The sequence below is a fragment of the Eisenibacter elegans DSM 3317 genome, from assembly GCF_000430505.1.
GTDB lineage: Bacteria > Bacteroidota > Bacteroidia > Cytophagales > Microscillaceae > Eisenibacter > Eisenibacter elegans.
Map to the genome: position 1 here is coordinate 199,413 of NZ_KE387152.1, position 23,220 is coordinate 222,632.

A 23,220-nucleotide genomic window follows, 5' to 3' on the forward strand; every position below is an offset into this window, starting at 1 on the left:
GAGAACTGTTTGGGGCGGTATTCACCAGACTGCTCACCGTCGCGGCGCTTTGGTCTGAAATTGCGCTCTCCTTTGTTGTCAAAGCTTTTGGAGAACTGCTTTTTTCCTTTCCCTTCAGAGGATTGTCTGCCCGAAGTATTGGCTTTAGCCGAACGGCTCGGACGTTTGCCTCCCCCTCGGTTCGGATTTTGTGTGCTCATAGAAAATCAAATTAGGGCACAAAGATACACCCTATTTTCGGGAAGGCCACTACTCCTGCGTACTTTCTTCGCTTTCAGGGGTTTGGCTTTGGGGATTTTCTTCACTGTCTGTTTGGCCAAAATCGCGGGGCATTGGGAGGTCATCAATGCTTTTGAGGCCGAAATGTTCCATAAACTTAGGGCCAGTACCATAGAGTAGGGGGCGGCCTACGGTTTCGGCCTTACCTTGGATGGTAATCAGCTCTTTTTCGAGTAGGCGTTGGATGCTGTAATCACAGTTGACCCCTCGGATTTGTTCTACCTCGGTTTTGGTAACGGGCTGTTTGTAGGCAATGATGGCCAAGGTTTCGAGCGCAGCCTTAGACAGGCGTTTTTGGGATTTGTGTTTGAGCAAAATCGCCACTACGGCCTGATAGTCCGATTTTGTCAAAAATTGATACCCTTCTGCTATAGGGTAAATCCTGAAAGCATAATCGCCACGTTCGTACTTATGTACCAGCCTATCAATGGCCTGTTGAACATCAGTAGTGGGGACTTCTGTGCCGAGCAGCTCGGAGATACAGGTTTGAATTTCCCCTAACTGTAATGGCTCATTGGCACAAAAAATAAGGGCTTCGATATGGCTTTGTAAAAAATCCACGAACGTAACGATTTTGTGTATGCTATTGATTTAAACACCCAGCGCTATTTGCGCGCCAGCTTGGCCTCGATAGAGTGTTGTGTATGAGGCACTAGGCGCAGGCGCTCTTTAGGAATCAGCTTTCCGGTATCAATACAGACCCCGTAAGTACCATTTTTGATACGTATTTGAGCGTGTTCGAGCTGGGTTACATATTTTTGTAGGCGAGCTGCCAGCTGATTGAGTTGTTCTTTTTCGGCAGTATCTGCGCCATCTTCTAGGGTTTTGCTATTGCCGCCGGTGGTATCATCCGTGCCTGAGTCATTACGTCGCGAGATACTATCCTTGATAAAGTCCAACTCCTTGCGCGCATCCATAAGCTTTTTGAGGATGATTTCTTCAAACTCCTTCAAGTCGGCTTCAGAGTACCTTAGATTATCTTGCTTTTCCATGATTTCTTGAGTATGAGATTTAGTGATGCTTAATACTGATTTTTTAGATACTTTGTTTTGCCAAAGGCTCATAGACTCAGGGTAGCCCAAGCCGCTGCAAAACTAATCATTCGTCGAAAAAACAAAAATTATTTGCAAAGCAAAAACCTCTTTGCCCTCAGTTTCGTAAGCATTCTTATACGCTTATGTGGTATATTCGTTTCGTGGTTTGCCTTTTTGTCGAGTTTTTGGTTATTTGCCTAACGGTTTAACCTTGTTTCTTCATTCATTATTAATACAACGTATAAAGCCCCACAGGGTTTGATAACGTACTTCTCTCGAAACGACTATGCAACTGAAAGTGATATATGAGCCGCCCTATTCGATTATCGAAATATATGGAGAGGTAGATGCCTCCTCTTCTATTCAACTAGATGAGCAAATGAAGGCGATGATGCAAGAAGAAATAGAGGCCTTGTTGGTAGATGGCACAAACATTCAGTATATCTCCTCGGCGGGTTTGGGAGTGTTTATGTCGTATATACAAGAAATGAAAGACCGAAACATCTTCTTTGCCATTTTCGGCTTGGATGAAAAAACACTCAACGTATTCGAAATCCTAGGGTTACACAAAGTAATGCCGCTCCCGCCTACTAAAGAATCAGCTAAAAAATTGAAAGAAGGATGATTCATACCTATAAAGTATCTTGCTTGAAGGATAACCTTCGTCTTATACGGGAGTTTGTCAATGTAGTATTACAAAACTTCCAGTTATCAGAACTAGAAACCAACCAGCTCGTCTTAGCCGTAGACGAGGTCTGCTCAAACCTTATCATCTACTCCCACCAATGTAACCCTAGCGTCCATATCGAAATCAATATCCGCCAAAGCCCTGATGGGCAGCTCGTCTTTGAGATTATTGATTATGATGGCGATAGTTTTGATTTTGCCCAATACCAAGAGCCTAACCTTGATAAAATCGTCAAGGAGCGCCGAAAAGGAGGTATGGGGCTGATGCTCGTCAACCGTATTATGGATACTGTAGAGGTCATTACGGGCAAACAATTCCATATGTGGCGGCTCTGTAAAAATATCGCCGCAGCTCCGCCCCAAGTTTAGACCCAAAAGCCCCAAAAAGTCGAAAAAATCCCGCGTGTCTTATGAGATAACGCGGGATTTTTGTAAATTTACAAGTTCGTAAAAACATAAAACATGAGTGAGTTAACAGCAAAGACAAGCCTTAGTGCCAATACTTATTCTGAAGACAGCATCCGCGCACTGGAAGGCCTTGAAGCCGTTCGTATGCGCCCCTCGATGTACATCGGCGATGTAGGAGCACGCGGCCTTCACCACCTGATTTGGGAGGTAGTCGATAACTCTATCGATGAAGCCTTGGGCGGGCACTGCGACCTCATCAAGGTTACTATCCACCCCAACAACGCTATTTCGGTAGAAGACAACGGGCGCGGAATCCCAACCGGGATGCACAGCCAGTTCAACAAGTCTGCCCTCGAAGTGGTGATGACCATCCTTCACGCAGGGGGTAAATTTGACAAAGACACCTACAAGGTATCCGGAGGCCTACACGGGGTAGGTGTATCTTGTGTGAATGCGCTCTCTAGCCTGCTCGTGGCTACTGTTCACCGCGAAGGCAAGGTATTCCAACAAAAATATAGCACCGGCAACCCTCAGGGAGCTGTAGAAGTAGTAGGCCAAAGCGACCGTACAGGAACTACGATTTATTTCGAGCCTGACGCGACCATCTTTGCCACTACCGAATACAAATACGAGACTGTTTCGAAACGCTTGCGCGAATTGTCCTACCTCAACAAGGGTATCCGCCTGACATTGACAGACTTGCGCGAGACTGATGAGCAAGGCCGGCACCTTTACGAAGAGTTTTTCTCTGAAGGAGGCCTCAAAGAGTTTGTAGAACACCTCGACTCTACCCGCCAGCCCCTGCTGCCAGCTCCGATACACGTAGAAAAAACCGACGGCGACATCCCCGTAGAAGTCGCCTTGATATACAACAACTCTTACAGCGAGAACGTCTTCTCGTATGTCAATAACATCAACACCCACGAAGGCGGCACCCACGTATCGGGCTTCCGCAGGGCGCTGACCCGTACACTCAAGAGCTATGCCGACAAAAGCGGGATGCTCGAAAAGGCCAAGGTCGAAATCACCGGCGATGACTTCCGCGAGGGTCTTACTGCCGTTATCTCTATCAAGGTAGCCGAACCTCAGTTTGAAGGCCAAACCAAGACCAAACTAGGCAATAGCGATGCTATCGGCGCGGTAGACAATGCCGTGAGCGAAATCTTGGGCTACTACCTAGAAGAAAACCCCCGTGAAGCCAAGCTCATCATCCAAAAGGTTATTCTAGCCGCCCAAGCCCGCCAAGCAGCCCGCAAAGCCCGCGAGATGGTACAGCGCAAAAATGTGATGGGCGGTACCTCCCTGCCCGGTAAGCTTGCCGACTGCTCCGACACCAACCCCGAACGATGCGAACTCTACCTTGTGGAAGGGGACTCAGCAGGTGGTAGTGCCAAGCAAGGTCGTGATCGCTCTTTCCAAGCCATCTTGCCCCTCAGAGGTAAAATCCTCAACGTAGAAAAAGCACAGGAGTACAAAATCTACGATAATGAGGAGATCAAGAACATGATTACGGCTATGGGCGTAACTTTTGGTACTGAAGAAGACAGCAAAGCGCTGAACTTGACCAAACTGCGCTACCACAAAATCATCATCATGACCGATGCCGACGTAGACGGTAGCCACATCCGAACGCTGATCCTGACCTTCTTCTTCCGCTATATGCGCGAATTGATAGAGCAGGGATACCTCTATGTGGCCTTGCCACCGCTCTACCTCGTCAAAAAAGGTAAAGAAGAACGCTATGCCTGGAGTGATGCGGAGCGTGATGCAATCATCCGAGAGATTGCGCCCGAAGGCAAAGAAGACAGCGTGGGCATCCAACGATACAAAGGTTTGGGTGAGATGAACCCCGAGCAACTTTGGGATACCACCATGAACCCCGATAACCGTAACCTCAAGCGCATTACCATCGAATCGGCAGCCAATGCCGACTATCTCTTCTCGATGTTGATGGGCGACGAAGTTCCCCCGCGTAGGGAGTTTATTGAAAAGAACGCCAAGTACGCCAATATCGATATCTAGGCGATGCTTTGATGAAAGGTATCACATCAACCATCCTGCAATTTGCCGGATGGTTTTTTTTGTGCCAATGTTTGTCCGAAGCTCTTGATTATCAATAGCCTATGCGAAGACGAGTTGTTGATGCGCCGCTTTGGTTTTAAGATGGAGTGAAAGCCCCTTTCAAAATAGGGGGAATGACATCCCACTGGACATTTCTGGAAAAGCAGCTCGGAACTCCAGCTCCGAGACAAGCTGAGGCCTCATTTGGGGATAAAATAAGACTTAGCCCACAGTTTTGACTATGGAAGTGAAAAATGCCCACTGGTGTAGAGGAATGATATGTCAAAAGCCCTTGAACATCGAGAAGGCCTAAGACAAAAACCTAGATTCCAGTATATTAGTGAGAAACTTTACACGACTTGTCAGTACATTGGCGGCTCATTCGCCAATTGACTACGTGTGCGGCGGCGATACTTAATGCGCCGGCACTCGAAAAAACTACTTCTCCATAAGGGTGGAGGTGTTCAAATACCCAAAGCCCCAACCCAATCAAGACAAAGCCCAAACCAGCCATCAAGAGGGCATTAAGGCGGTGATGAACCTTAATATAACTAGGCCATAAGACACTGACCGCCAGCACGGCGCTCAGCCCAAGCATCGAAGACTCGACCCACCAGTGATGCCCAATATACGCGGCTCCTACAGTAGAGAAAGTAAATATAAATGGGGTTGCGAGGCAATGAAGAGCGCACAAAAAAGAGGCAGCAAAGCCGGCAAAATCCCAGTGGAAGTCAAAAAAGTCTTTACGTATCATTTTGAGTGTACTTGCAATTTTGTTGCAAATAATAACAAGGCTTGTCTCAATAAAGTTGCAAATATACCAAAAACTCCCCCAAGGGTAGGGCTAGTCCGAAGGGATGGGACATACCATTACAATAACGAACATTTCGGTTTTTTCGTTGACGTACTCATTTTGCCCCTAGGGATATAACTTGCCCGCAAAGGATATGCAAAGGAGGAATTGCTTTGTGGATTTTCGGAAGTCTTTAAGCCATGTTGGAAAACCTCCGGTGGCTTGGTATACCACTGTATATTTCTACGAGGCGGCTCTTCGTTTTGCATCCAGATAGGACTTCTGATAGGCTGTTTGTGTAGGGTGAGCGCCGCCATAGCGCGGCGCTTGGGTATAGGTGTGTGAGGCGGCTATTGAGAGCTCCAGCCTCCGTCCATTGGCAGGGTAATACCAGTTGTTTCGGAAGAGTATTCGGAGGCAAAAAACAAGGCGGCCTGCCCCAAGCTTTCGAGATTGATAAACCGCTTGATTGCTTGTTTGTAGAGCATAATTTTCTCTACTACCTCTTGTTCGCTGAGCTTATGGGCCTTGGCTTGGTCTGCAATTTGTCCTTCTACCAAGGGTGTTTTGACATAACCCGGGGCAATGGCATTGCAGGTGATATTGAAGGGCGCTCCTTCCAAGCCCAGCACCTTGGTTAGGCCTGTTACCCCGTGTTTGGCTGCCACATAAGCCGATTTGTATTCGGAAGCACGAATACCGTGGGCAGAGGTGATATTGATGATACGGCCAAATTGGCGGGCTTTCATTCCCGGCCAAACAGCTTTAGTAGTGTGGAAAACGGAGTTGAGATTGACCCCAATAATAAGGTTCCAACGGTCTTCGGGGAACTCATCGATGGGCGCTACAAACTGCACGCCGGCATTGTTAATCAACACATCAATCCCATCGAAGGCCTCTTCAGCCTCTTTGACCATTGCCTGAATCTCCTCAGGCTTCAGCATATTGGCTCCTGCAAAGCGGGTTTTTACCCCAAACTCCTCAGCAACTTGGGCGGCAATTTCTGCACCATTCGACTCCAGACCATTAAACATAATATTATACCCTGCTTTGGCAAACACTTTGGCCAAGCCAAGGCCGATGCCGCTGGTGCTGCCAGTAATGATAGCGCTCTTGTTTCTGCTCATAGTTTTTTGGGAAATAGGTGATAAATGAGGTTTAAAGCTGCCTAAAAATAAGCATTTTTTGCCAAATGCTAGCGCTTCAAAGTGTGTGAGATTGAAGAGCAGCAACGAATAACAGCACAACCCAAGAAAAAGCGACAAATCTTACCAATAGAGCAATTAATTCAACGTGATTGGCCTATTTTTTAGCACATTCACTAGGCAAAGTCAATAATTTGCCTATTTTTGTAGGCAGGGTTCTTCAGCAGAGCCAATCACTAATCGCCTATTTCACTTCCTAACCCATATACTTATGACTGTAGTACCATCTCTACTCCTCAAGCAACTCTATACCCACGGCAGCCTCAAGAATACAGAGCAAGGCCTGTCTTTTTCTATCAAAAACCGCTTGAGCGATGCCACCCTTTCAGGCATTTTTAGTATCAAAATCAATGGGCAAGAAGTATCCCTACAAGATGTTAGTATAGATTTGCTTGACCGTGTGTTGCGTCCGGCAGACATCAACGCCCAAAACCCTGTAGATTTTCCATTACGCAAGACCTTTAATGTCTTGATTAAGGCTGAGGCCTTACCCGAAGGCAAACATAGTTTGGAAATAGGCTTTGAAGTAAGCCCTTTTGGTAAGCTGGAGTTACAGGTAGATGATTCTATCAAAAAAGAAGACCAAAACCGTATCAAAATACCTCGCGACGACAAGGACGACTACAGCCCGGAGGCTATCAAAGCCCGGCAAAAGTTTGTAGAGGAATTTGCCGGGGTCAAACTCCAACATATTCCCCAATATTCTTTTGACCCTCACACGACTCAGGGCAACTGTGAGCACTTTACCGGAGTAGCACAAGTGCCTCTAGGCTTCGCTGGACCGTTGCGTATCAATGGCGAACACGCTCAGGGTGATTTTTTGATTCCCTTGGCTACCTCCGAAGGTACGTTGGTAGCGTCTTATAACCGAGGCATACAGGTGCTCAACGCCAGCGGTGGGGCGAAGTGTACAGTCATTGGCGATGCAATGCAGCGTGCCCCAGTGTTTGTGTTTGAGGATGCACGCGGTGCGCGTGATTTTGCCAAGTGGGTACAGGCCAATTTCACCAAAATAGCCCAAGAAGCTGAGGCTACCTCTAGCGTAGCCAAACTTTCAGACATTGACACCTACTTATCCAATAAATTTGCCTTCTTACGCTTCAATTACACTACTGGCGACGCAGCAGGGCAGAATATGGTCGGCAGAGCCACATTTGCGGCTTGTAGCTGGATACTAGACCACTACGAAGGCCAGCGCATCGTCAACTTCTACTTAGAATCTAACTTTGCTACCGACAAAAAAGCCTCACAAATCAATGTGATGCGTACTCGTGGCAAAAGGGTAGTGGCAGAGGCCATCATCCCAAGGGATGTGTTGATTCAAAAAATGCGTGTAGAGCCAGAGAAACTGGCCTATCACGGACTTATCGCCAACGTAGGCGCTATTCTTTCTGGCGCCAACAACAACGGCCTACATTCGGCCAATGCCATTACGGCGATGTTTATCGCCACAGGTCAAGATGTGGCCAATGTGTCGGAGTCGTCAGCAGGGGTGATTTATTCGGAGCTTACCCCCGAAAGAGACCTCTACATCTCCATTACCATTCCTTCGCTTATTATCGCTACCCACGGTGGAGGTGTTGGCTTGGCCACACAGAATGAGTGTTTGCAAGTATTGGGCTGCACCGGCAGGGGCTCTGTCAATAAGTTGGCCGAAATCATTGCCGGAACAGTATTGGCCGGTGAAATCTCCTTGGCCTCGGCTATTTCTTCATCTGACTGGGTGTCGAGCCACGAAAAATACGGACGCAATCGCTAAATTATAGGCAAGGCTTTCTGGGCTTGATTGCTCAGAGAGCCTATTTCATAACACCCACAAAACAAGACATATTTATGAGTACAGCACCAAATCGAGTCCCTTTCACAAGCATCATGATTGTTTGGGGAGCACTTATGGCCTCACAGGTGGGGATAATTGCTTTTTTGCTTTTTGTAATGCCACCAGCTACCGATGGCTCAGGCAATGAAGCCCTACAAGGCACGCTAGACATAGCCGCTGCAGTTTATATCTTGATGTCGTTGCCCTTATCGGTGGCAGTATTTCGTAAACTCATCCGCAAAGCCGAAAACACCCCTGATATGGCCGGCAAACTGAGCGAATTTAGCAAGGCTACCATCCTCAAAGGAGCAATTCTGGAGGGAGGTACTATGCTGGGCATCGTATCTTGGTGGCTATCTGGCTCAGACTGGCTGCTAGGCTTTGTGGCTGCTGTTCTCCTACTGATGCTCTTACAATTTCCGACGCGCCGCCAAGCGGCAGCTCAGCTGGGTATATCCGAGGAGAAGATTCCTTAGCATTTGTAGGCTTTCGGCTTTTTTTCGTAATTTTGTAAGCCCGAACACTCCAAAATAAGGGGGGTATTTTATTGCTTCTATCTCATAACCCTCCTTATGGACGCGCACAAACATCAAAAAATCATTATTTTCTCTGCCCCCTCAGGCTCTGGCAAAACCACCATCGTACGCCACCTACTTACCCAATACCCCGATCGTTTGGGTTTTTCTATTTCGGCCTGTACCCGCAGCCAACGTCCCAACGAAATAGACGGCAAGGATTACTATTTTTTAACTCCGGAAGCTTTCAGAACCAAAATCCAAGAGGAGGCCTTTGTCGAATGGGAAGAGGTATACGAAAACTCTTTTTATGGAACACTCAAGGCCGAAGTAGAGCGCATTTGGGCGCAAGGCAAAGCGGTGTTGTTTGATGTGGATGTGAAAGGAGGGATTTCTCTCAAAAATTATTTTGGTGCACAAGCGCTCTCTATTTTTGTGAAAGTGCCTTCTGTGGAAGTGTTGGCTGCCCGCCTACAAGAGCGCAATACCGATTCTGCCGAAAGCCTACAAAAGCGCATCGATAAGTTTACGTACGAATTGGGGTTTGCAGATAATTTTGACAAAGTCATCATCAATGAACACCTTGATCAGATGCTGGAAGAGGTCAGTCAATTGGTGGTAGATTTCTTGAATCAATAGTAGCTTTAGCCTTAGGTATATACCCACAGGAAGTTGGTTAGGGCAATGTCTAGTGGGGGGGCAAGGTATGTGCTGAAAATCACTGAATATTGGGTATAATGATGCTTTTTGATGTGGATGAGCTAAAAATCAGCGCTGTTTACATTTTTTGACTATCTTTACCCACAGCATCATCTTGGTCTAACCCTACGGCTGTTATGAGTGAACCAATACTCAAAGCAATTATTCAGTTATTAGCCATTTCGGCTAGTGTAGACGGCACAGTAACGGAGTCGGAAAAGAAGGTAACCTATGACTTTATCAGCGAAAACCTTAATTATGACGACGTTCCCCGCTTTCAGCAGTTATTTGATGAATACGCCTCTATTGCCCTACAAACCCAGCTTCAGATTCATAATATCGCCAAAAAAATAAATCAAGAGCTAGACCAGAAACAGAAAGTAATTGTGTTGATGCACTTGCTGGAGCTGGTCAGTGCTGATGGAGGGATTCACGAAAGCGAAGAAGAACTGGTAGATGAGTTGGCACAAGAGTTTAACATAGACAGCCACGAATATAGCATCATCAAAGCCTTTGTTACTAATGATGATGTGGTCAACTTGGGGCTATCCAACATCTTGATAATCAGCGGCAAGGAATTACCTCAAGGATATAATCACCTTTTCCGCGAAGGCTTTGGTGATTTGGTAGCTGTTTTGCGCATCCCGAGTATGGAGATGTATTGGCTGAAATTTTTCCAGCAAGACCACCACAACACCTTCCTCAATGGCGTGGTGATGAAAGATCATCATATTTACAGTTTTTCAAATGGCGGCTCTATTCGTGGGGAGCATCTTTCGCCGGTGTATTACAGCGATGTAGTCGTAGCATTCCTCAAAGACGCGCAGTCCACCCAGCGCATTAGTTTTGAAGCCAAACACATCACCCTGACTTTCCCGGGAGGGGTCATCGGTCTGCGCGATATCAACATTGCCGAAGAGGGGGGGCGCTTGATAGGGCTGATGGGGGCAAGCGGCTCTGGCAAGTCTACCTTGCTCAATGTGCTCAATGGTACAGCTACCCCCGTCGAGGGGCAGGTATTGGTCAATGGGATTGACATCCACGACCCCGTAGACAAAGACCGTATCGAGGGGGTTATCGGGTATGTTCCTCAAGATGATTTGCTCATTGAGGAGCTGACTGTGTACCAAAACCTCTACTATGCAGCCAAGTTGTGTTTTGATAGCTATACAGCAGCCCAAATCGACGAGCGGGTCAATAAAATTCTCCAAAACTTGGGGCTGTTCCAAATCCGCCACCTTAAGGTGGGCAACCCCTTGCAAAAGACCATCAGCGGTGGGCAACGCAAGCGCCTCAACATAGGGCTGGAGCTATTGCGCGAGCCGGCACTGCTTTTTGTGGATGAGCCGACTTCGGGGCTTTCGTCCAATGACTCCGAAAACATCCTCGACCTGCTCAAAGAGCTTTCTCTAAAAGGAAAAATGGTCTTTGTGGTCATTCATCAGCCTTCTTCGGATATTTTTAAGATGTTTGATAAGCTGGTCATTCTGGATGTGGGCGGTTATCAGATTTATTATGGCGACCCTATCGAGGCCATCACCTATTTTCGCTCTAGGGCTGAGCTCATCAACAGCCACGCAGCGGCCTGTATGACCTGTGGCAATGTAAACCCAGAGCAGATTTTTAATATCATCGAAACCAAACTCATCGACGAGTATGGGCGCTATACTTCGGAGCGGAAGGTATCGCCGGCAGAGTGGCGGCGCTTGTTTGACGAACACATAGAGGTGCCCGAAGTCCACACAGCCACGCACTTACCACCTTCTTCTTTGGACATTCCGTCGCGGCTCAAGCAATTTTGGATTTTTGGCTTACGCGACCTGATGTCGAAGTTGGGCAATAGCCAATATATGAGTATCAGCTTGGGTGTAGCGCCCGCCTTGGCGCTGATTTTGGCCTACATTGTGCGCTATTATCACATAGACCACGACAGCGACACAGCCTCGGTGTATAGCTTCTACGAAAACCTCAACATCCCTGCGTATTTGTTTATGAGCATTATTGTAGCGCTCTTTGTGGGGCTGACTGTCAGTGCGGAGGAAATCATCCGAGATGCCAAAATTCGGCAGCGGGAGGCGTTCTTACACCTGAGCCGCACAAGCTACCTGTGCTCTAAGGTGGGGATTTTGTTTGGTTTTTCAGCGTTGCAGATGCTGATGTTTGTACTCATTGGCAACAGCATTCTCGAAATTAAGGCGATGGGTTTCCAATATTGGGCACTCTTGTTTTCTACGGCTTGTTTTGCCAATATGCTAGGTTTGAACATCTCGGCTTCGTTCAAATCTGTCGTAACGATTTACATTCTCATCCCGGTGATGCTCATTCCTCAGTTGATTTTGGGAGGTATTGTGGTGCGCTTCGATCATGTAAACCCACACTTGGGCTCCGATACCAAGGTGCCTTGGGTAAGTGAGTTGATGGTTTCGCGCTGGGCTTATGAGGCAATGATGGTTACTCAGTTCAAGGACAATCCTTTCCAGCGCAGGCTTTACCCATTAGACCAAACAATGGCCATGTCCGAATACAACAAGGTCTATTATGTACCCCGTTTGTTGACCAAGTTGGCCTACTGTCGTACATACTTCAGTCATAAAACCCCTGAAACAAGGGCTTCGGTGGCCAATGCCCTGCTCTTGCTCAACAATGAGGTCAATACCTCACAAGTACACGTGCCTCAATTGAGCTATCCGGGTAAGTTACCCATCGACACCACTACTTTTGACCTTCAGCAGGCCAAGCTGCTCGAAAAATATTTTGACGATTTACGCAAGCATTACATCCGCCAATACAACTGGGCTTCTGCGGAGCGAGACCGCCTCGTATCGGCCTTGGTACAGACCCCCGAAGACCGCGAGCGCTATCTGGCGCAGATGCGTAAGTACCACAACAAGAGTGTAGCCGAAATTGTACAAGACCTCAACGAAACCAATCATATTGCCGAGATAGATGGGCGGCTGGTACAGAAAATATACCCCATATTTCAGACACCAGCTCGTGAACTAGAGGACTTTCTGGCTTTTCGTACGCACTTCTTCGCGCCACAAAAGCATTTTGCAGGGCTGTATATCGATACCTTCTGGTTCAACCTCTTGGCTATCTGGACAATGACGGCGGTCTTGTATCTGGCCTTGTATTACAATGCCCTCCAAGCCTTATTAAGCTTGGTAGAGTTTGGAAAAAAAAGGCGATAACTTGTCAGCCCCAACCACGGAAGCACCAAAATTGGTAGGAAAACACCTTGGTTTCTGCGCTAGAGGCTTTGAAAAACCATTGATGCCAACCCTGTGTATAGCTGTTTTTGCTTATCTTTACTCCCATTGGTTGGCCTTTGATTTGTAATAGATATAGCGTCAGAAGCACCATAGCAGGGAGATTGATGCCCTAAGAATCAAGGGAGCACCAAGTATACCTTGGCACAAAAGCCGGAAACGCATACGCAATACAACAAGAGAGATAAATGAAAATACTACATACCGCAGACTGGCACTTAGACAAGCGGCTCTATGGTATTGCCAGGCTCGAAGAGCAAGCACAAGTGTTGGAAGAAATTATTATGATTGCCGATGCCGAAGAAGTTGATGTGGTCTTGGTCGCCGGCGATGTGTTTGATACTTTCAATCCGGGGAATGATGCTGTACGCTTGTTTTACAACACCCTCAAGCGTCTTACCCGCGAAGGACAAACGGCGGTAGTGGTGATTGCGGGCAATCATGACTCCCCCGAGCGCGTCGAAGTGGCTACTCAATTGGCCTATGAGTATGGGATTGTCTTGGCAGGATACCCCTTTACTACCCCTCCTTCATTTGACCTATCTACCGGTCTACGTACGCTCCGCCAAGACAGAGGTTTTCTTGAAATCCAACTCCCTGCCTACGACTACCCGCTGCGGCTGTTGCTCAGCCCTTACCCTAACGAAGCCCGGATACGCGAATACCTAGGCAACCAGATGCGCGAGCAAGTCTTGAATGAACGCATCGAAAATCACTGGTATGATTTGGCCGAGCGCTACTGTGATACTCAAGGGGTAAACCTGCTCGTAGCCCACCTCTTTATGGCTGAACGCGACAGCCCTGAGCCTGAGGAGGCCGAAGAAGAAGAAAACCCCATACGCTACTTGGGTGGCTCTCAGCTATTCTTTGCCGACCAAGTTCCTCCCCAAATCCAATATGCGGCCCTTGGGCATATCCACCGCACCCAGGTCTTGAGTTTCAGCCCTTGCCCTGTGGCCTATAGCGGCAGCTTGTTGCCTTATAGTTTTACCGACGACTCGCTGCTCAAACACGTCTATGTCGTAGAAGTAGCCCCCGGGCAGGCATTGCGTACTAAGAAAGATATCCGTGCTGTCTCTTATAAAGTGCCGCGCCCGCTGATGCGCTACCGTGCTGCTGGCGTAGCCAATGCGCTCGAATGGCTTCAGGTACACCAAGAGGCTTGGGTAGAGCTGACAATCTTGACCGACACTTACCTCACTGCCCAAGAGCGTCAAGCTTTGGCCGAAGCACACCCGCGCATCTTGAGCCTCATCCCCGAAATGCGCAACCTAGATAGCTGGGATATAGATAGCCGCCCTACTATTGACCTTAATCGCGATATCCGGTCTCTCTTTGCTGACTATTTTGAAAGCCGAAAAGGTACACGACCCAACGAAGAACTGCTGAAACTCTTTGAAGAAGTACTCGGACGAAGAGGATAGGTGATTGACGATTTGGGATTTTGATGATTGATGAACTTCAAGCCTTATACGCTATATTTTCCGCCTGATACTTTCTGCTTTATACCGCATACTTTACAAACCAAATGATTCCGCAAAAGCTCATTCTACAAGGCCTCTATTCTTATACCCAACTTACCGAAGTAGACTTTGCCTCGCTCAGTCAGGCGCGGCTATTTGGTATTTTTGGAGCAGTGGGAAGCGGCAAGTCTACATTGCTAGACGCAATCACATTGGCGCTTTTTGGTCAAGTAGACCGGATGACTAAAGCCAATATGGGGTATAACTTGATGAACCTCAAGTCCGACAGGCTCTATGTCTCCTTTGAGTTTATAGGCGGCAGAACATCGCAACGCTACAAGTTTGAGGTCAGCTACCGCCGCAATAGCCGCAACTTTGCCGATGTTACCAAGCAAGAGAGCACGCGCTACTGCTATGATGTAGAAAGCAAGAACTGGCTTCCGACTGATTTGGAAGCAGAGGATATTTTGGGCCTTTCGTATGAAAACTTCCGGCGAGTGATGATTATCCCACAAGGGAAGTTTCAGGAGTTTTTGCAAATCGGTCATACTGCCCGTACTCGGATGCTCAAAGAGCTTTTTGACCTCCATCGTTATGATTTGTATGATGAGGTAACGTCCCTTATCCAAGAGACAAAAGAAGCCATTGCCAAAAACGAAGGAGAGATGCAGGGGTTGCAAGAAGTAGACCTGCCGATGATGGAGAAAATTCAGGCCGAAATAGATAATCTGCAAGAAGAACAGCATATTACCCAAGACAAACTACAAAAGCTCCGTACGGAGTACGAACAGTGGCAACAAGCCCGCCAATGGGAGCAAGAGTACCGTCAAGCCAAGGCGACACTTGATGGGCTAGAGGCGCAGCGCTATCAGTGGGAAGCCCGCAAACAATCGCTGGAGCGCTACGAAATAGCCAAGACTCAACTGGCAGACCTGCTCGACACCGAAGCGCAATTGCAAGCGCAACTACAACAAACCCAAACCCAGCGCCAAACCCAAACCCAGGCGTTACAAACCTTAACCCAAAATCTTGCCCAACAACAAGCCGCCCTCCACGACGCTACCCAAGTCTATCAACAGCGCGACCTTTGGCGGATACAGCTAGAGGACTGGCAGCGAATCGTGGCCATACAACAAACCAAGACCGAAATCGCGGAGCAACAAGAGCGTCTTGCCAAAGGGCAGACCAAGCTACAGGCCAACCAACAACAACAAACACGATTGGCCGAAGAAGCTCAAAAGTTGGCGGCTCAATTGACCACCCAAAAACAAGGCTTGCTCGATGAGCAAATCCTGAGCGATTACCGGCGCTGGTTTGACCAGCAGCAACTCCTCGAAGAACAATGGCAACAATATCGGATTCAAAGCCAAAAACAAGGCCAACAGTATGCGCAGATTCAAGAAACGATTGAAGCTTGGGCAAATGCACATATCGCCCCGCTCAACAGCAGTCTACAACATACCCCCGATTCTTGGGAAGAGACGCTCGAAGCCGCCATACGGCAAACCCAACAAACACTCGAACAAGCTTCTCGACACCTAGAGCACCTCCGTGTGCAGGCAGGCCTGGTGGCCTATGCCGAAAGCCTACAACCGGGTCGCCCCTGTCCGCTTTGTGGCGCTACAGATCATCCACACCCAATGGATATTCGGGAGGAGTTTGGGCCTGTGGTTGAAGCACAGACAGCTGAGCGCGATAAACTCCAAGACAAGCACACTTACTTGCTCGAGCTACAAAAGGAACTACGCGAAAAACGGGCTATGTTGCGCGAAAAGCACTCGCTGCGGCAAGAAAACATTCGGCAAGAGGCTGCTGTGGAAGAGCGCCTCCGCACCCATGCAACGCAATTTCCCAAATACGGACAGTTTAGTTTACAAAACAAACAAGCCTTTGAACAGGCCGAACAACAACAACGACAACAGCGACAAGCCCTAGAGCAAATCCGACAAGCCCTCGAAGACAAACAGGCCGCCCAAAAAGCCGCACAGGAGGATGCCCAAAAGTTTCAGGATTTGTATAAAGAAATTGAAATCAAACTAGCCACACTACAAGGCCAACTAGCTGACAGGCTCGCCGCCATACAACAGCTTCACCAACCCGAACATCTCCAACATCCTGACCCCACACAGATGCAGGCCGAGCTAAACACCCGGCTACAACAGGCCGAACAGACGTATACCCGCCTGCAAACTGAAGTACAAAAACAACAACAAGCCGAAGCTCACCTCAAGGGGGTGCTCGAAAGCCTAGCGCAGGTCGAAGAGAAAGACCAACAAGCGCTTGCTAAAACGAGCGCCATCCTGCAAGATCGCCTCCAAATCCACCAGTTTGCTGATAAAGCTGCCGTGAGGGAGCTATTGGCACAAGCGCTCGATACGGCTCAAGAGCGAGCCGCCCTGCAGGCTTTTGAGGCTCAGCTAGCCCAAGCTGCCGAAAACCTACGCCAACGCAAGAGCAAGCTGGATACCCTGCCCTATGACCAACAAGCCGCCAAAAATACAGAAGACAGTCTCAAACGCACCGAAGAACGCCAAAGACACCTCATCGAGCAACTAGCCACCGCCAAACAGCGTCTCGAAAACGCACGCAAAGACTGGGAAATAAAACAGCGCCTCCAGACACAGCTCACAAAACTAGAAGAGCGCCGCACAAATCTCAACGACCTCAAAAAGCTCTTCACCGCTGAAGGGTTTGTCAATTATGTATCGACTACTTTTTTGCAGAATATCTGCGCCCTCGCCAACGAGCGCTTCAGCAAGCTCACCAAGCAGCAGCTACGCCTAGAATATTATTTTGACCCTGAAGACAATGCCAAGGGCGAAATCATCATCCGTGATATGCTCAACGAAGGCCGTACCCGCATTACCAACACCTTATCGGGTGGGCAGACCTTTCAGGCCTCGTTGTGTTTGGCGTTGGCCTTGGTCGATAGCATCCAAGAGAAGCTACAGAGCAATCAAAAGTTTTTCTTTATGGACGAAGGTTTCGGCTCTTTGGATGAGCAAGCCATCCAGACCGTGTTTGAGACCCTGCGTCAGCTCCAATACGAAAACCGTATCGTTGGCATCATTTCGCACGTAGAGCAGCTCAAACGCCAAATCCCGGTCTACTTAGATGTTACTCGCGATGCTGAAAACGGTAGCCTCTGCCACCCCAGTTGGTAATCTGCCAGTGGTAAAGATTGCCTCGGCTGCGAAATAGCACCCAAGGCAAGCGCCGGCTTTCGGGGGAATATATTCCAAAATACGAAAAAGCAGGGCACAAAAAACTCCCGACACAATGTGCGGGAGATTTTCACACTTAACACCTATGAATGTATAGGAATACAAATCCAATCAAAAAAGAAATTTATTGACCAGTACCAACAGCTTTGGTGGTGGTGCTTACCGTTACATTTAGGATAGCAGCACGGTTTTCGCGAAGACTTTTGCCTTGTATCATCACCGAATAAGTACCAGCAGGCACTTCAGCACCGGCAGTAATGATGACCTTGTATTGGTCGTCGCCTGTAGGCTCGAAGCTTACTTCAATTCCTTGTGGGAGTTTGTTGGTGCTTACCTCTACTTTGGCTTTTTGGTAAGACTTGCTTTTGCTGATGGTTAGATCTACTGTGCTGGTTTCACCTGCTTGGAGGCTTACATCAGTAGTGGAGAATACAAGTTGGAAGACGCCATCGGCGGCTACTACTACACTGGCTAGCGCTACAAGAGCTACTACAAATATGCTTGTGATTTTTTTCATGATTGTTTAAATGAGAAGAGTTGTTGTTTAAATCGGTAAACTTACTTTTTGACTAATTTGTTTGATTGGTCAAATGTTGAATCAACAAAAAGCACTCTAAAAGTGCTGCACCGCGTGAACCGTACTGAATGCTAAGTAGTTTGAAGATTTTGAGACCTTCCAAAAGCGCATTGTTTAGGAACAAATACGCTACTTAGCACCTTTAAAACAGCTCAAATTTAGACTGTAAATCTGACTATTTCAACAAACCGTTCAAAATTAATGAAACAATCCTTGTTATTTTATACTCTATCTCTGTAAAGTCTACTTTCCGTTGTTTTTTTTCTAAAGCTTGGGCCAAGGCCTTAGTCAAGAGAGCGTCTTTCAGGTCAGAGATATAGAGGCCAATCTCTTGGGTATCACAGGGGGTAAACTGCCCGGCGCGAATACCGGCGGAAAGCTGGAGGTGGTAAAGTCGTATTTCTTGGGCTTGTATTTCCTTGAAGCGCTCGCGCAAGAGCGCCCGTGTGTCAACCAAGATTTTGATAGAGATTTGGTGTGTGGTAACTACTTGGCGGAAATGCCCCAACGAGGCCTTTACATAATACATAATGGCCTGATAGGGGTCCTCTTGGCTGTTGGCTTCCATCCTAAACTCCGCAAAAGCAGCTTTCCATTGGCCATAAAAGGCATCCATAAACAGCTGTTCTTTGTTGGTGTAGTAGTAGTAGAGTGCCGATTTGGCCATACCGAGTGTGTCGGCTATCTCGTGCATGGTGGTTTTGCTGTAGCCAGCCTGACTGAAAAGGTCGCGGGCGGCTTCTAGAATCTGTTCTTTTTTAAGTTCGGTTTTGAGCATAGCATTGGTAATCAATCACAATCATCCTTGCCCTCGCAAGGCATACAAAGGTATTAAAATTAACAAAACAAGGGCATAAAGCCAAAAATCAAGTGTTTAAGCCAGCCCCAAGGCTTGTATAGCCGCTGATTTTTTCGTTATTTTAGGCGCTTCTTAGCGTTTGCCAGTGTTTTTGGGTGCTTGGGTCTAATTAGTTTGTATACGCAAGCAGAGCAGCCAAACACACCTTAGGCAAGCATTTACTACCCTACTGCCTTTCACTTCTATACTTCGCGCACCCTCATGAAACACCGTGAACGCATTCGGGCGGCCAAAAAGACCTCAGAACCTAGGGCCGGTTTTAAGTTCAAAACCAAACCTCAGAATACTTACCTACTTTTGGGGGCATTGGTGCTTATCTTTTTGGCTTTGGCCTACAGCTTTAGCCGGGGCAAATCTAGCACTACCGAAAATACGACCGAGGCTACAGAGGCCGCTGTTCCTGATAATGCCACAACGGCAGATAGCACCGAGAACGCGCTCACAACGGTCATCGATACCTCTTTTAAGGAAAAACAGATGCGCTTTCCTCGGGTCAGGGATGCTTTTCGAGCCAAACGCGCCAACTTGCTCAAGTTGCTAGAAGAAAAGGGCATCCTGACTTTTTCAATAGATATCTACCTGAGGGTCTTCAAACAAGAACAACTTGTAGAAGTATGGGTACGCGATCGCGCCGATGCCCAGTTTCAGCTACTCATCACCTATCCTTTTTGCGCTACTTCGGGTACGCTAGGCCCTAAAACTACCAAAGGAGATGAGCAAATACCCGAAGGTTTTTATATCATAGACCGCTTCAACCCATCCAGTAGCTTTCATCTTTCGCTGGGAATCAACTATCCTAATCGGGCTGACCAACTGCGGAGCGAAGAAGGTGCAGACCTAGGCGGGGATATTTTCCTCCTCGGAGGCTGTACTAGTGTGGGCAGCATTCCCCTTGGAGATGATAAAATCAAGGAGCTGTATGTGTTGGCTGTGGAGGCCAAATCTGACGGCCAGCCCAAAATCCCTATCACTATTTTCCCCGCCAAAATGGACAAGGAAAGCTATGAGAAGCTCCAAGAACAGGCCAAAGATAATGAGCTTTTGCAAACGCTGTGGGCTTCGCTCAAACAAGGTTATGATTACTTTGACCTCTGCCACGACCTGCCTCGTGTTACCATTACGCCAAAGGGTAAATATATCGTTCAAGAAAAATGTAAATAAGGGGGTATTCAATAAAATTACCCCATCAATCGACCCTGTGGGTGGCGCAGGCTCAATACCCTAATATGCTATAAACATTGTACCCTTCGGGATGTGGAATAGATACATCACTACTTGACCTTTTTTGGAAATGGGTAAGTTACTGGTTGAATGGTTCCTAACCTTATTGGCTTCGACACTACAACTTCCAGCGTTGGGGTAGTTGACTTGAGGATTGACAAGAATTAATTTTCTTGATTATCAAGGATTTCTGGTGTTACATATTTCCCAAACTAATTTTAACTGGGTATAAGTAGTTATGAATCTTTAGTTTTGAGTGCTTAGTTGATATACTGACTTGATTTTCAATATATTGTACAATGACTCAAACACAAGCTATTTTTGCATAGGTACTTAATAGACATCAACAAGCATTTAGGAATACCAAGCCCTAGAGACGCGAACTTTATTTTGCGCCTTCTTGCAGCATTGGCGTTTGGCTGCTTATATTTACCCTCAAACGATAACCTATGGCATTTTCTCTACAAAAATCACTACGCCGTTTGGCTTTGACCTTAATCGGTATTTTTTTACTCTTGCTTTTGGTAGCCAGTGTGGTGCTCTATGTATACAAAGAGTCTATTGCCAATCGTTTGGCCGATGAGTTGGAGCAGTACTTGTCCTCAGAGTTTTCGGTCGGTCGGGTTGATTTTTCGTTTTTTCGTACGCCTGCCCGATTGACATTGACTTTTCAGAACTTCAAGGTTTTGGGTGCACATCCACGCAACAAGCAGCTGCTACTCAGTGCCGAGCGGGTACATTTCACCCTACACATCACCAATGTATTACGGCGCAACTACCAAGTAGAGCGGCTCGAAGTCGAGAATGGCGACCTTTATCTGACCACCGACGCACGTGGAGCGGCTAATTTTGCTGATGCACTGCGCTGGCCTACCAACAAAGCTGGGGGGCAAGCAGCAAGCATTCAGGCCTTACAGCTCAAGAATGTGCATATCCGGTATCAAAATCGCCAACGCAACGAACAAATACACAGCTTGGTGGGGGCTGCCACCATCAGCCTAGGCCACAACAAGGCCGGCAAGATTGCGTACCGCATACAAGCAAGCACCCAAACACTCAGCGTCGAAGCTGCCAAACAAACCCTACTACAGTACGACCGTTTGGTCTGGGATATGGAAGGGACTCTAGACCTGAACAGTTTTCAGGTACTGCTGACCAAGGGGGAGGTCAGCTACAAGCAAAGTACCCTGGCCTACAGTGGCGTGTTGCGCTTTGCGCAACACGGGCGCACAGAGGTCAACCTTGTCTTCCAGTCTCCAAAAAGCGATTTACAGGCGCTCATTGCCTTGTTGCCGCTTGAATATTACGAACAACTGATCGACTATAAGGCCGAAGGCGAAGTGTATCTCAAAGGCGCAGCCAAGGGGATGTGGTCGGCGCAAAGTAGCCCTGCGATTAATTTTGAATTTGGCTGCGACAATGTAGTCATCCGCTCGCCCAATATCAATCAATCTATTCAGAATATGAGCTTTAAGGGGGTTTTTAGCAATGGCAGCGCTCAATCCTTGGCCACCACCTCGTTGCGTATCCAGCCCCTGACAGGCAGGCTCGACAACCGCAAGTTTAGCCTAGAGTTGTATGTGCTCAATTTTGCTGACCCTTTCTTGGAATTACAGCTGGATGCCGGGCTGAATATGGCCGCGTTGACAGAATTTTTTGCTTTCGACCATATCCGCCAAGCCGACGGCCTAGTTGGGCTGTCGCTTAGTCTCAATGGCCAACTCTCGCAATTGCGCAAAGCGCAAAACCCGCAAAATATCAATCTGAGCGGCAAAATAGACCTCAATAAGGTCAGCTTTCAGTGGAAAAACTACCCGGCTCCCTTCCGACAGTTGCAGGGCACGCTCACACTCGATAAAAATACGCTTCAGGTCGAAGGCCTGAGTGGTTTTATTGGGCGCTCTTCGTTGAATATCCGCCAACTCCAACTCATTGACCTGCCCGCATACCTGCTGGCTCAGCAGCCGCTGCGCTTCCGTGGGCAGCTCAAAGCAGGTTTGTTAGATTTTGAGGAATTGCTGCACAAGGAGAGCTTCAGCGCCAATGCAGACCTTACCAATCTCCAGTCGCATCCCTATCTTTTTGTATTGCCGCCTCGCTGGACAGGCAGCCTGCGTATAGAGGCCGATACCTTGCGGTTTGCAGGCTTTAGGGGGCAGGGCTTCAGCGCTGACCTAGCGCTGCGCGACCAAGTGCTGCGTTCTGGCAATGTATCGATGCGTCTTGCTGATGGGCCGGTGGGGGGCCTGTTTGTCCTCAACGCACAACAACCTCACTGGATACGCCTCGATAGCCGCTGGCAACTCAACGAAGTGCCGGCAGATCAACTCCTGAGGATGTTCAACAACTTCGGCCAACAAAGTATTCAATATACGCAGCTCCGTGGCCAGCTACAGGCCGATGTCCAGCTCTCGCTAGTGCTCGACAAATACCTCCGTATCCAATGGCCACAGGTCGTGGCCGATGCAGCGTTGCGGCTTCGTAATGGCCGATTTGTCAATTTTGACCCCATCCGCCGTATTGTCAACTCCCTTAGTACCAGAAAAATAAAACTCAATCCTGAGCTGCCTTTTCAGGAGCTGCGCCATATTCTCCAAATCCGAAATCAGACGATTTTTATTCCCGAGTTAGAGATTATTTCTCCCGAAGCCACACTTTCTATCTTGGGATATGCTACACCCGACTCCAAGATAGACTACCGCATCCGCCTCCCTATGCCCCAAGAACGCAGGGGAGCTTTTGCAGCACTCAGCCCTGAGGAGTTCCGAAAAACCAATTTCTATCTCAGCGCCCAAGGGGTTACGCTAGGCGATTTCAAAGCCGGATTTGTAGAGTTTGGCTCCGCCCAACAGCTAGACCAGCAGTGGAAGCGCGAAAAGCAAATCCTGCTCAATTTGTTTGATAAAATGGCGCTCGAAACCAAACCTTTTCGCCTCGATACACTGACAGCGCCCTTGTTAGACTAAGAGCTTGTCTAAATTTTCGGCGCGGCACTCAAAACAGCTGATTTTTGTGCTGATACTAGGCAAAAAACGCAGGCGCTGGTTTAGCCCACGATTTTATACCCAATCACAATTGGTTTGGGAAATTTGCGCTTTGAAAATCCT

18 protein-coding genes are annotated in these 23,220 nt (G+C 47.9%); 11 read left to right on the top strand and 7 right to left on the bottom strand.

The genetic code is table 11. The features are described from left to right. From G499_RS22020 to G499_RS0111125, 3 genes are all read right to left on the bottom strand, one after another. On the bottom strand, positions 1 to 200 hold a 200-nt coding region (locus tag G499_RS22020; RefSeq protein ID WP_035727282.1), incomplete at its 3' end, for a hypothetical protein. Positions 201 to 249: 49 nt separating this feature from the next. Beyond that, positions 250 to 840 (bottom strand): SMC-Scp complex subunit ScpB, encoded by a 591-nt coding sequence (scpB, locus tag G499_RS0111120; RefSeq protein WP_027000007.1) that lies wholly within the window; start codon positions 838 to 840, stop codon positions 250 to 252. 44 nt (positions 841 to 884) lie between these two features. Beyond that, entirely contained in the window at positions 885 to 1,271 is a 387-nt protein-coding gene (locus G499_RS0111125) for a TraR/DksA family transcriptional regulator (RefSeq protein WP_027000008.1), read from the bottom strand. Between the two features lie 328 nt (positions 1,272 to 1,599). On the opposite strand from G499_RS0111125, the gene G499_RS0111130 reads away from it, so the two are divergent. The 3 genes from G499_RS0111130 to gyrB all read left to right on the top strand — a co-directional run bounded on the left by G499_RS0111130 (position 1,600) and on the right by gyrB (position 4,430). Beyond that, positions 1,600 to 1,938 carry an STAS domain-containing protein gene (locus G499_RS0111130; protein ID WP_027000009.1) on the top strand — a complete coding sequence of 113 codons (339 nt, stop codon included), beginning with the start codon at positions 1,600 to 1,602 and terminating at the stop codon, positions 1,936 to 1,938. Further along, the gene (locus G499_RS0111135; RefSeq protein ID WP_027000010.1) at positions 1,935 to 2,369 is read left to right on the top strand and encodes an ATP-binding protein; all 435 of its coding nucleotides are present in this window, start codon (positions 1,935 to 1,937) and stop codon (positions 2,367 to 2,369) included. Before G499_RS0111130 ends, G499_RS0111135 begins: the two co-directional genes overlap by 4 nt. A 93-nt stretch (positions 2,370 to 2,462) precedes the next feature. Then, complete coding sequence (gene gyrB, locus G499_RS0111140) at positions 2,463 to 4,430, top strand: DNA topoisomerase (ATP-hydrolyzing) subunit B (protein ID WP_027000011.1); 1,968 nt, start codon at positions 2,463 to 2,465, stop codon at positions 4,428 to 4,430. Positions 4,431 to 4,806: 376 nt separating this feature from the next. Here gyrB and G499_RS19680 read toward each other — a convergent pair whose 3' ends face one another. Both G499_RS19680 and G499_RS0111150 read right to left on the bottom strand, forming a co-directional pair. Next, complete coding sequence (locus G499_RS19680) at positions 4,807 to 5,223, bottom strand: MerC domain-containing protein (protein WP_051296178.1); 417 nt, start codon at positions 5,221 to 5,223, stop codon at positions 4,807 to 4,809. 389 nt (positions 5,224 to 5,612) lie between these two features. Further along, entirely contained in the window at positions 5,613 to 6,389 is a 777-nt protein-coding gene (locus tag G499_RS0111150; protein WP_035727285.1) for a 3-hydroxybutyrate dehydrogenase, read from the bottom strand. 289 nt (positions 6,390 to 6,678) lie between these two features. Here G499_RS0111150 and G499_RS0111155 point away from each other — a divergent pair, with 289 nt between their 5' ends. The 6 genes from G499_RS0111155 to G499_RS0111185 all read left to right on the top strand — a co-directional run bounded on the left by G499_RS0111155 (position 6,679) and on the right by G499_RS0111185 (position 17,396). Then, on the top strand, positions 6,679 to 8,226 hold the full coding sequence (locus G499_RS0111155; protein ID WP_027000013.1) for a hydroxymethylglutaryl-CoA reductase: 1,548 nt from the start codon (positions 6,679 to 6,681) through the stop codon (positions 8,224 to 8,226). 74 nt (positions 8,227 to 8,300) lie between these two features. Further along, positions 8,301 to 8,762 carry a hypothetical protein gene (locus tag G499_RS0111160; protein WP_027000014.1) on the top strand — a complete coding sequence of 154 codons (462 nt, stop codon included), beginning with the start codon at positions 8,301 to 8,303 and terminating at the stop codon, positions 8,760 to 8,762. 96 nt (positions 8,763 to 8,858) lie between these two features. Then, positions 8,859 to 9,440 (top strand): guanylate kinase, encoded by a 582-nt coding sequence (gene gmk, locus G499_RS0111165; protein ID WP_035727289.1) that lies wholly within the window; start codon positions 8,859 to 8,861, stop codon positions 9,438 to 9,440. Positions 9,441 to 9,637: 197 nt separating this feature from the next. Then, a complete protein-coding gene (locus tag G499_RS0111170) occupies positions 9,638 to 12,691 on the top strand; it encodes an ATP-binding cassette domain-containing protein (RefSeq protein WP_027000016.1) in 3,054 nt (1,017 codons plus the stop codon). A 266-nt stretch (positions 12,692 to 12,957) separates the two neighbouring features. Beyond that, positions 12,958 to 14,193: a metallophosphoesterase family protein gene (locus tag G499_RS0111180; protein WP_027000017.1), complete on the top strand. Its 1,236-nt coding sequence runs from the start codon at positions 12,958 to 12,960 to the stop codon at positions 14,191 to 14,193. 104 nt (positions 14,194 to 14,297) lie between these two features. Further along, entirely contained in the window at positions 14,298 to 17,396 is a 3,099-nt protein-coding gene (locus G499_RS0111185; RefSeq protein WP_027000018.1) for an AAA family ATPase, read from the top strand. Between the two features lie 184 nt (positions 17,397 to 17,580). Here G499_RS0111185 and G499_RS0111190 read toward each other — a convergent pair whose 3' ends face one another. Further along, positions 17,581 to 17,973: a hypothetical protein gene (locus G499_RS0111190; RefSeq protein ID WP_027000019.1), complete on the bottom strand. Its 393-nt coding sequence runs from the start codon at positions 17,971 to 17,973 to the stop codon at positions 17,581 to 17,583. A 235-nt stretch (positions 17,974 to 18,208) separates the two neighbouring features. Continuing rightward, complete coding sequence (locus tag G499_RS0111195; RefSeq protein WP_035727291.1) at positions 18,209 to 18,811, bottom strand: TetR/AcrR family transcriptional regulator; 603 nt, start codon at positions 18,809 to 18,811, stop codon at positions 18,209 to 18,211. Positions 18,812 to 19,093: 282 nt separating this feature from the next. Here G499_RS0111195 and G499_RS19685 point away from each other — a divergent pair, with 282 nt between their 5' ends. Next, positions 19,094 to 20,053 (top strand): L,D-transpeptidase family protein, encoded by a 960-nt coding sequence (locus tag G499_RS19685; RefSeq protein ID WP_051296179.1) that lies wholly within the window; start codon positions 19,094 to 19,096, stop codon positions 20,051 to 20,053. A gap of 509 nt (positions 20,054 to 20,562) precedes the next feature. Next, positions 20,563 to 23,079 (top strand): DUF748 domain-containing protein, encoded by a 2,517-nt coding sequence (locus G499_RS0111205; protein WP_027000021.1) that lies wholly within the window; start codon positions 20,563 to 20,565, stop codon positions 23,077 to 23,079. Positions 23,080 to 23,220 lie beyond the last annotated feature (141 nt).

Bases quoted from the DNA above. Each gene is read 5' to 3' on its own strand.
- G499_RS0111185 (WP_027000018.1), top strand. From the start codon at position 14,298: ATGATTCCGCAAAAGCTCATTCTACAAGGCCTCTATTCTTATACCCAA.
- G499_RS0111205 (WP_027000021.1), top strand. From the start codon at position 20,563: ATGGCATTTTCTCTACAAAAATCACTACGCCGTTTGGCTTTGACCTTA.
- gmk (WP_035727289.1), top strand. From the start codon at position 8,859: ATGGACGCGCACAAACATCAAAAAATCATTATTTTCTCTGCCCCCTCA.
- G499_RS19685 (WP_051296179.1), top strand. From the start codon at position 19,094: ATGAAACACCGTGAACGCATTCGGGCGGCCAAAAAGACCTCAGAACCT.
- G499_RS0111195 (WP_035727291.1), bottom strand. From the start codon at position 18,811: ATGCTCAAAACCGAACTTAAAAAAGAACAGATTCTAGAAGCCGCCCGC.
- G499_RS0111160 (WP_027000014.1), top strand. From the start codon at position 8,301: ATGAGTACAGCACCAAATCGAGTCCCTTTCACAAGCATCATGATTGTT.
- G499_RS0111180 (WP_027000017.1), top strand. From the start codon at position 12,958: ATGAAAATACTACATACCGCAGACTGGCACTTAGACAAGCGGCTCTAT.
- G499_RS0111130 (WP_027000009.1), top strand. From the start codon at position 1,600: ATGCAACTGAAAGTGATATATGAGCCGCCCTATTCGATTATCGAAATA.
- G499_RS0111190 (WP_027000019.1), bottom strand. From the start codon at position 17,973: ATGAAAAAAATCACAAGCATATTTGTAGTAGCTCTTGTAGCGCTAGCC.
- gyrB (WP_027000011.1), top strand. From the start codon at position 2,463: ATGAGTGAGTTAACAGCAAAGACAAGCCTTAGTGCCAATACTTATTCT.
- G499_RS0111170 (WP_027000016.1), top strand. From the start codon at position 9,638: ATGAGTGAACCAATACTCAAAGCAATTATTCAGTTATTAGCCATTTCG.
- G499_RS19680 (WP_051296178.1), bottom strand. From the start codon at position 5,223: ATGATACGTAAAGACTTTTTTGACTTCCACTGGGATTTTGCCGGCTTT.
- G499_RS0111125 (WP_027000008.1), bottom strand. From the start codon at position 1,271: ATGGAAAAGCAAGATAATCTAAGGTACTCTGAAGCCGACTTGAAGGAG.
- G499_RS0111155 (WP_027000013.1), top strand. From the start codon at position 6,679: ATGACTGTAGTACCATCTCTACTCCTCAAGCAACTCTATACCCACGGC.
- G499_RS0111135 (WP_027000010.1), top strand. From the start codon at position 1,935: ATGATTCATACCTATAAAGTATCTTGCTTGAAGGATAACCTTCGTCTT.
- G499_RS0111150 (WP_035727285.1), bottom strand. From the start codon at position 6,389: ATGAGCAGAAACAAGAGCGCTATCATTACTGGCAGCACCAGCGGCATC.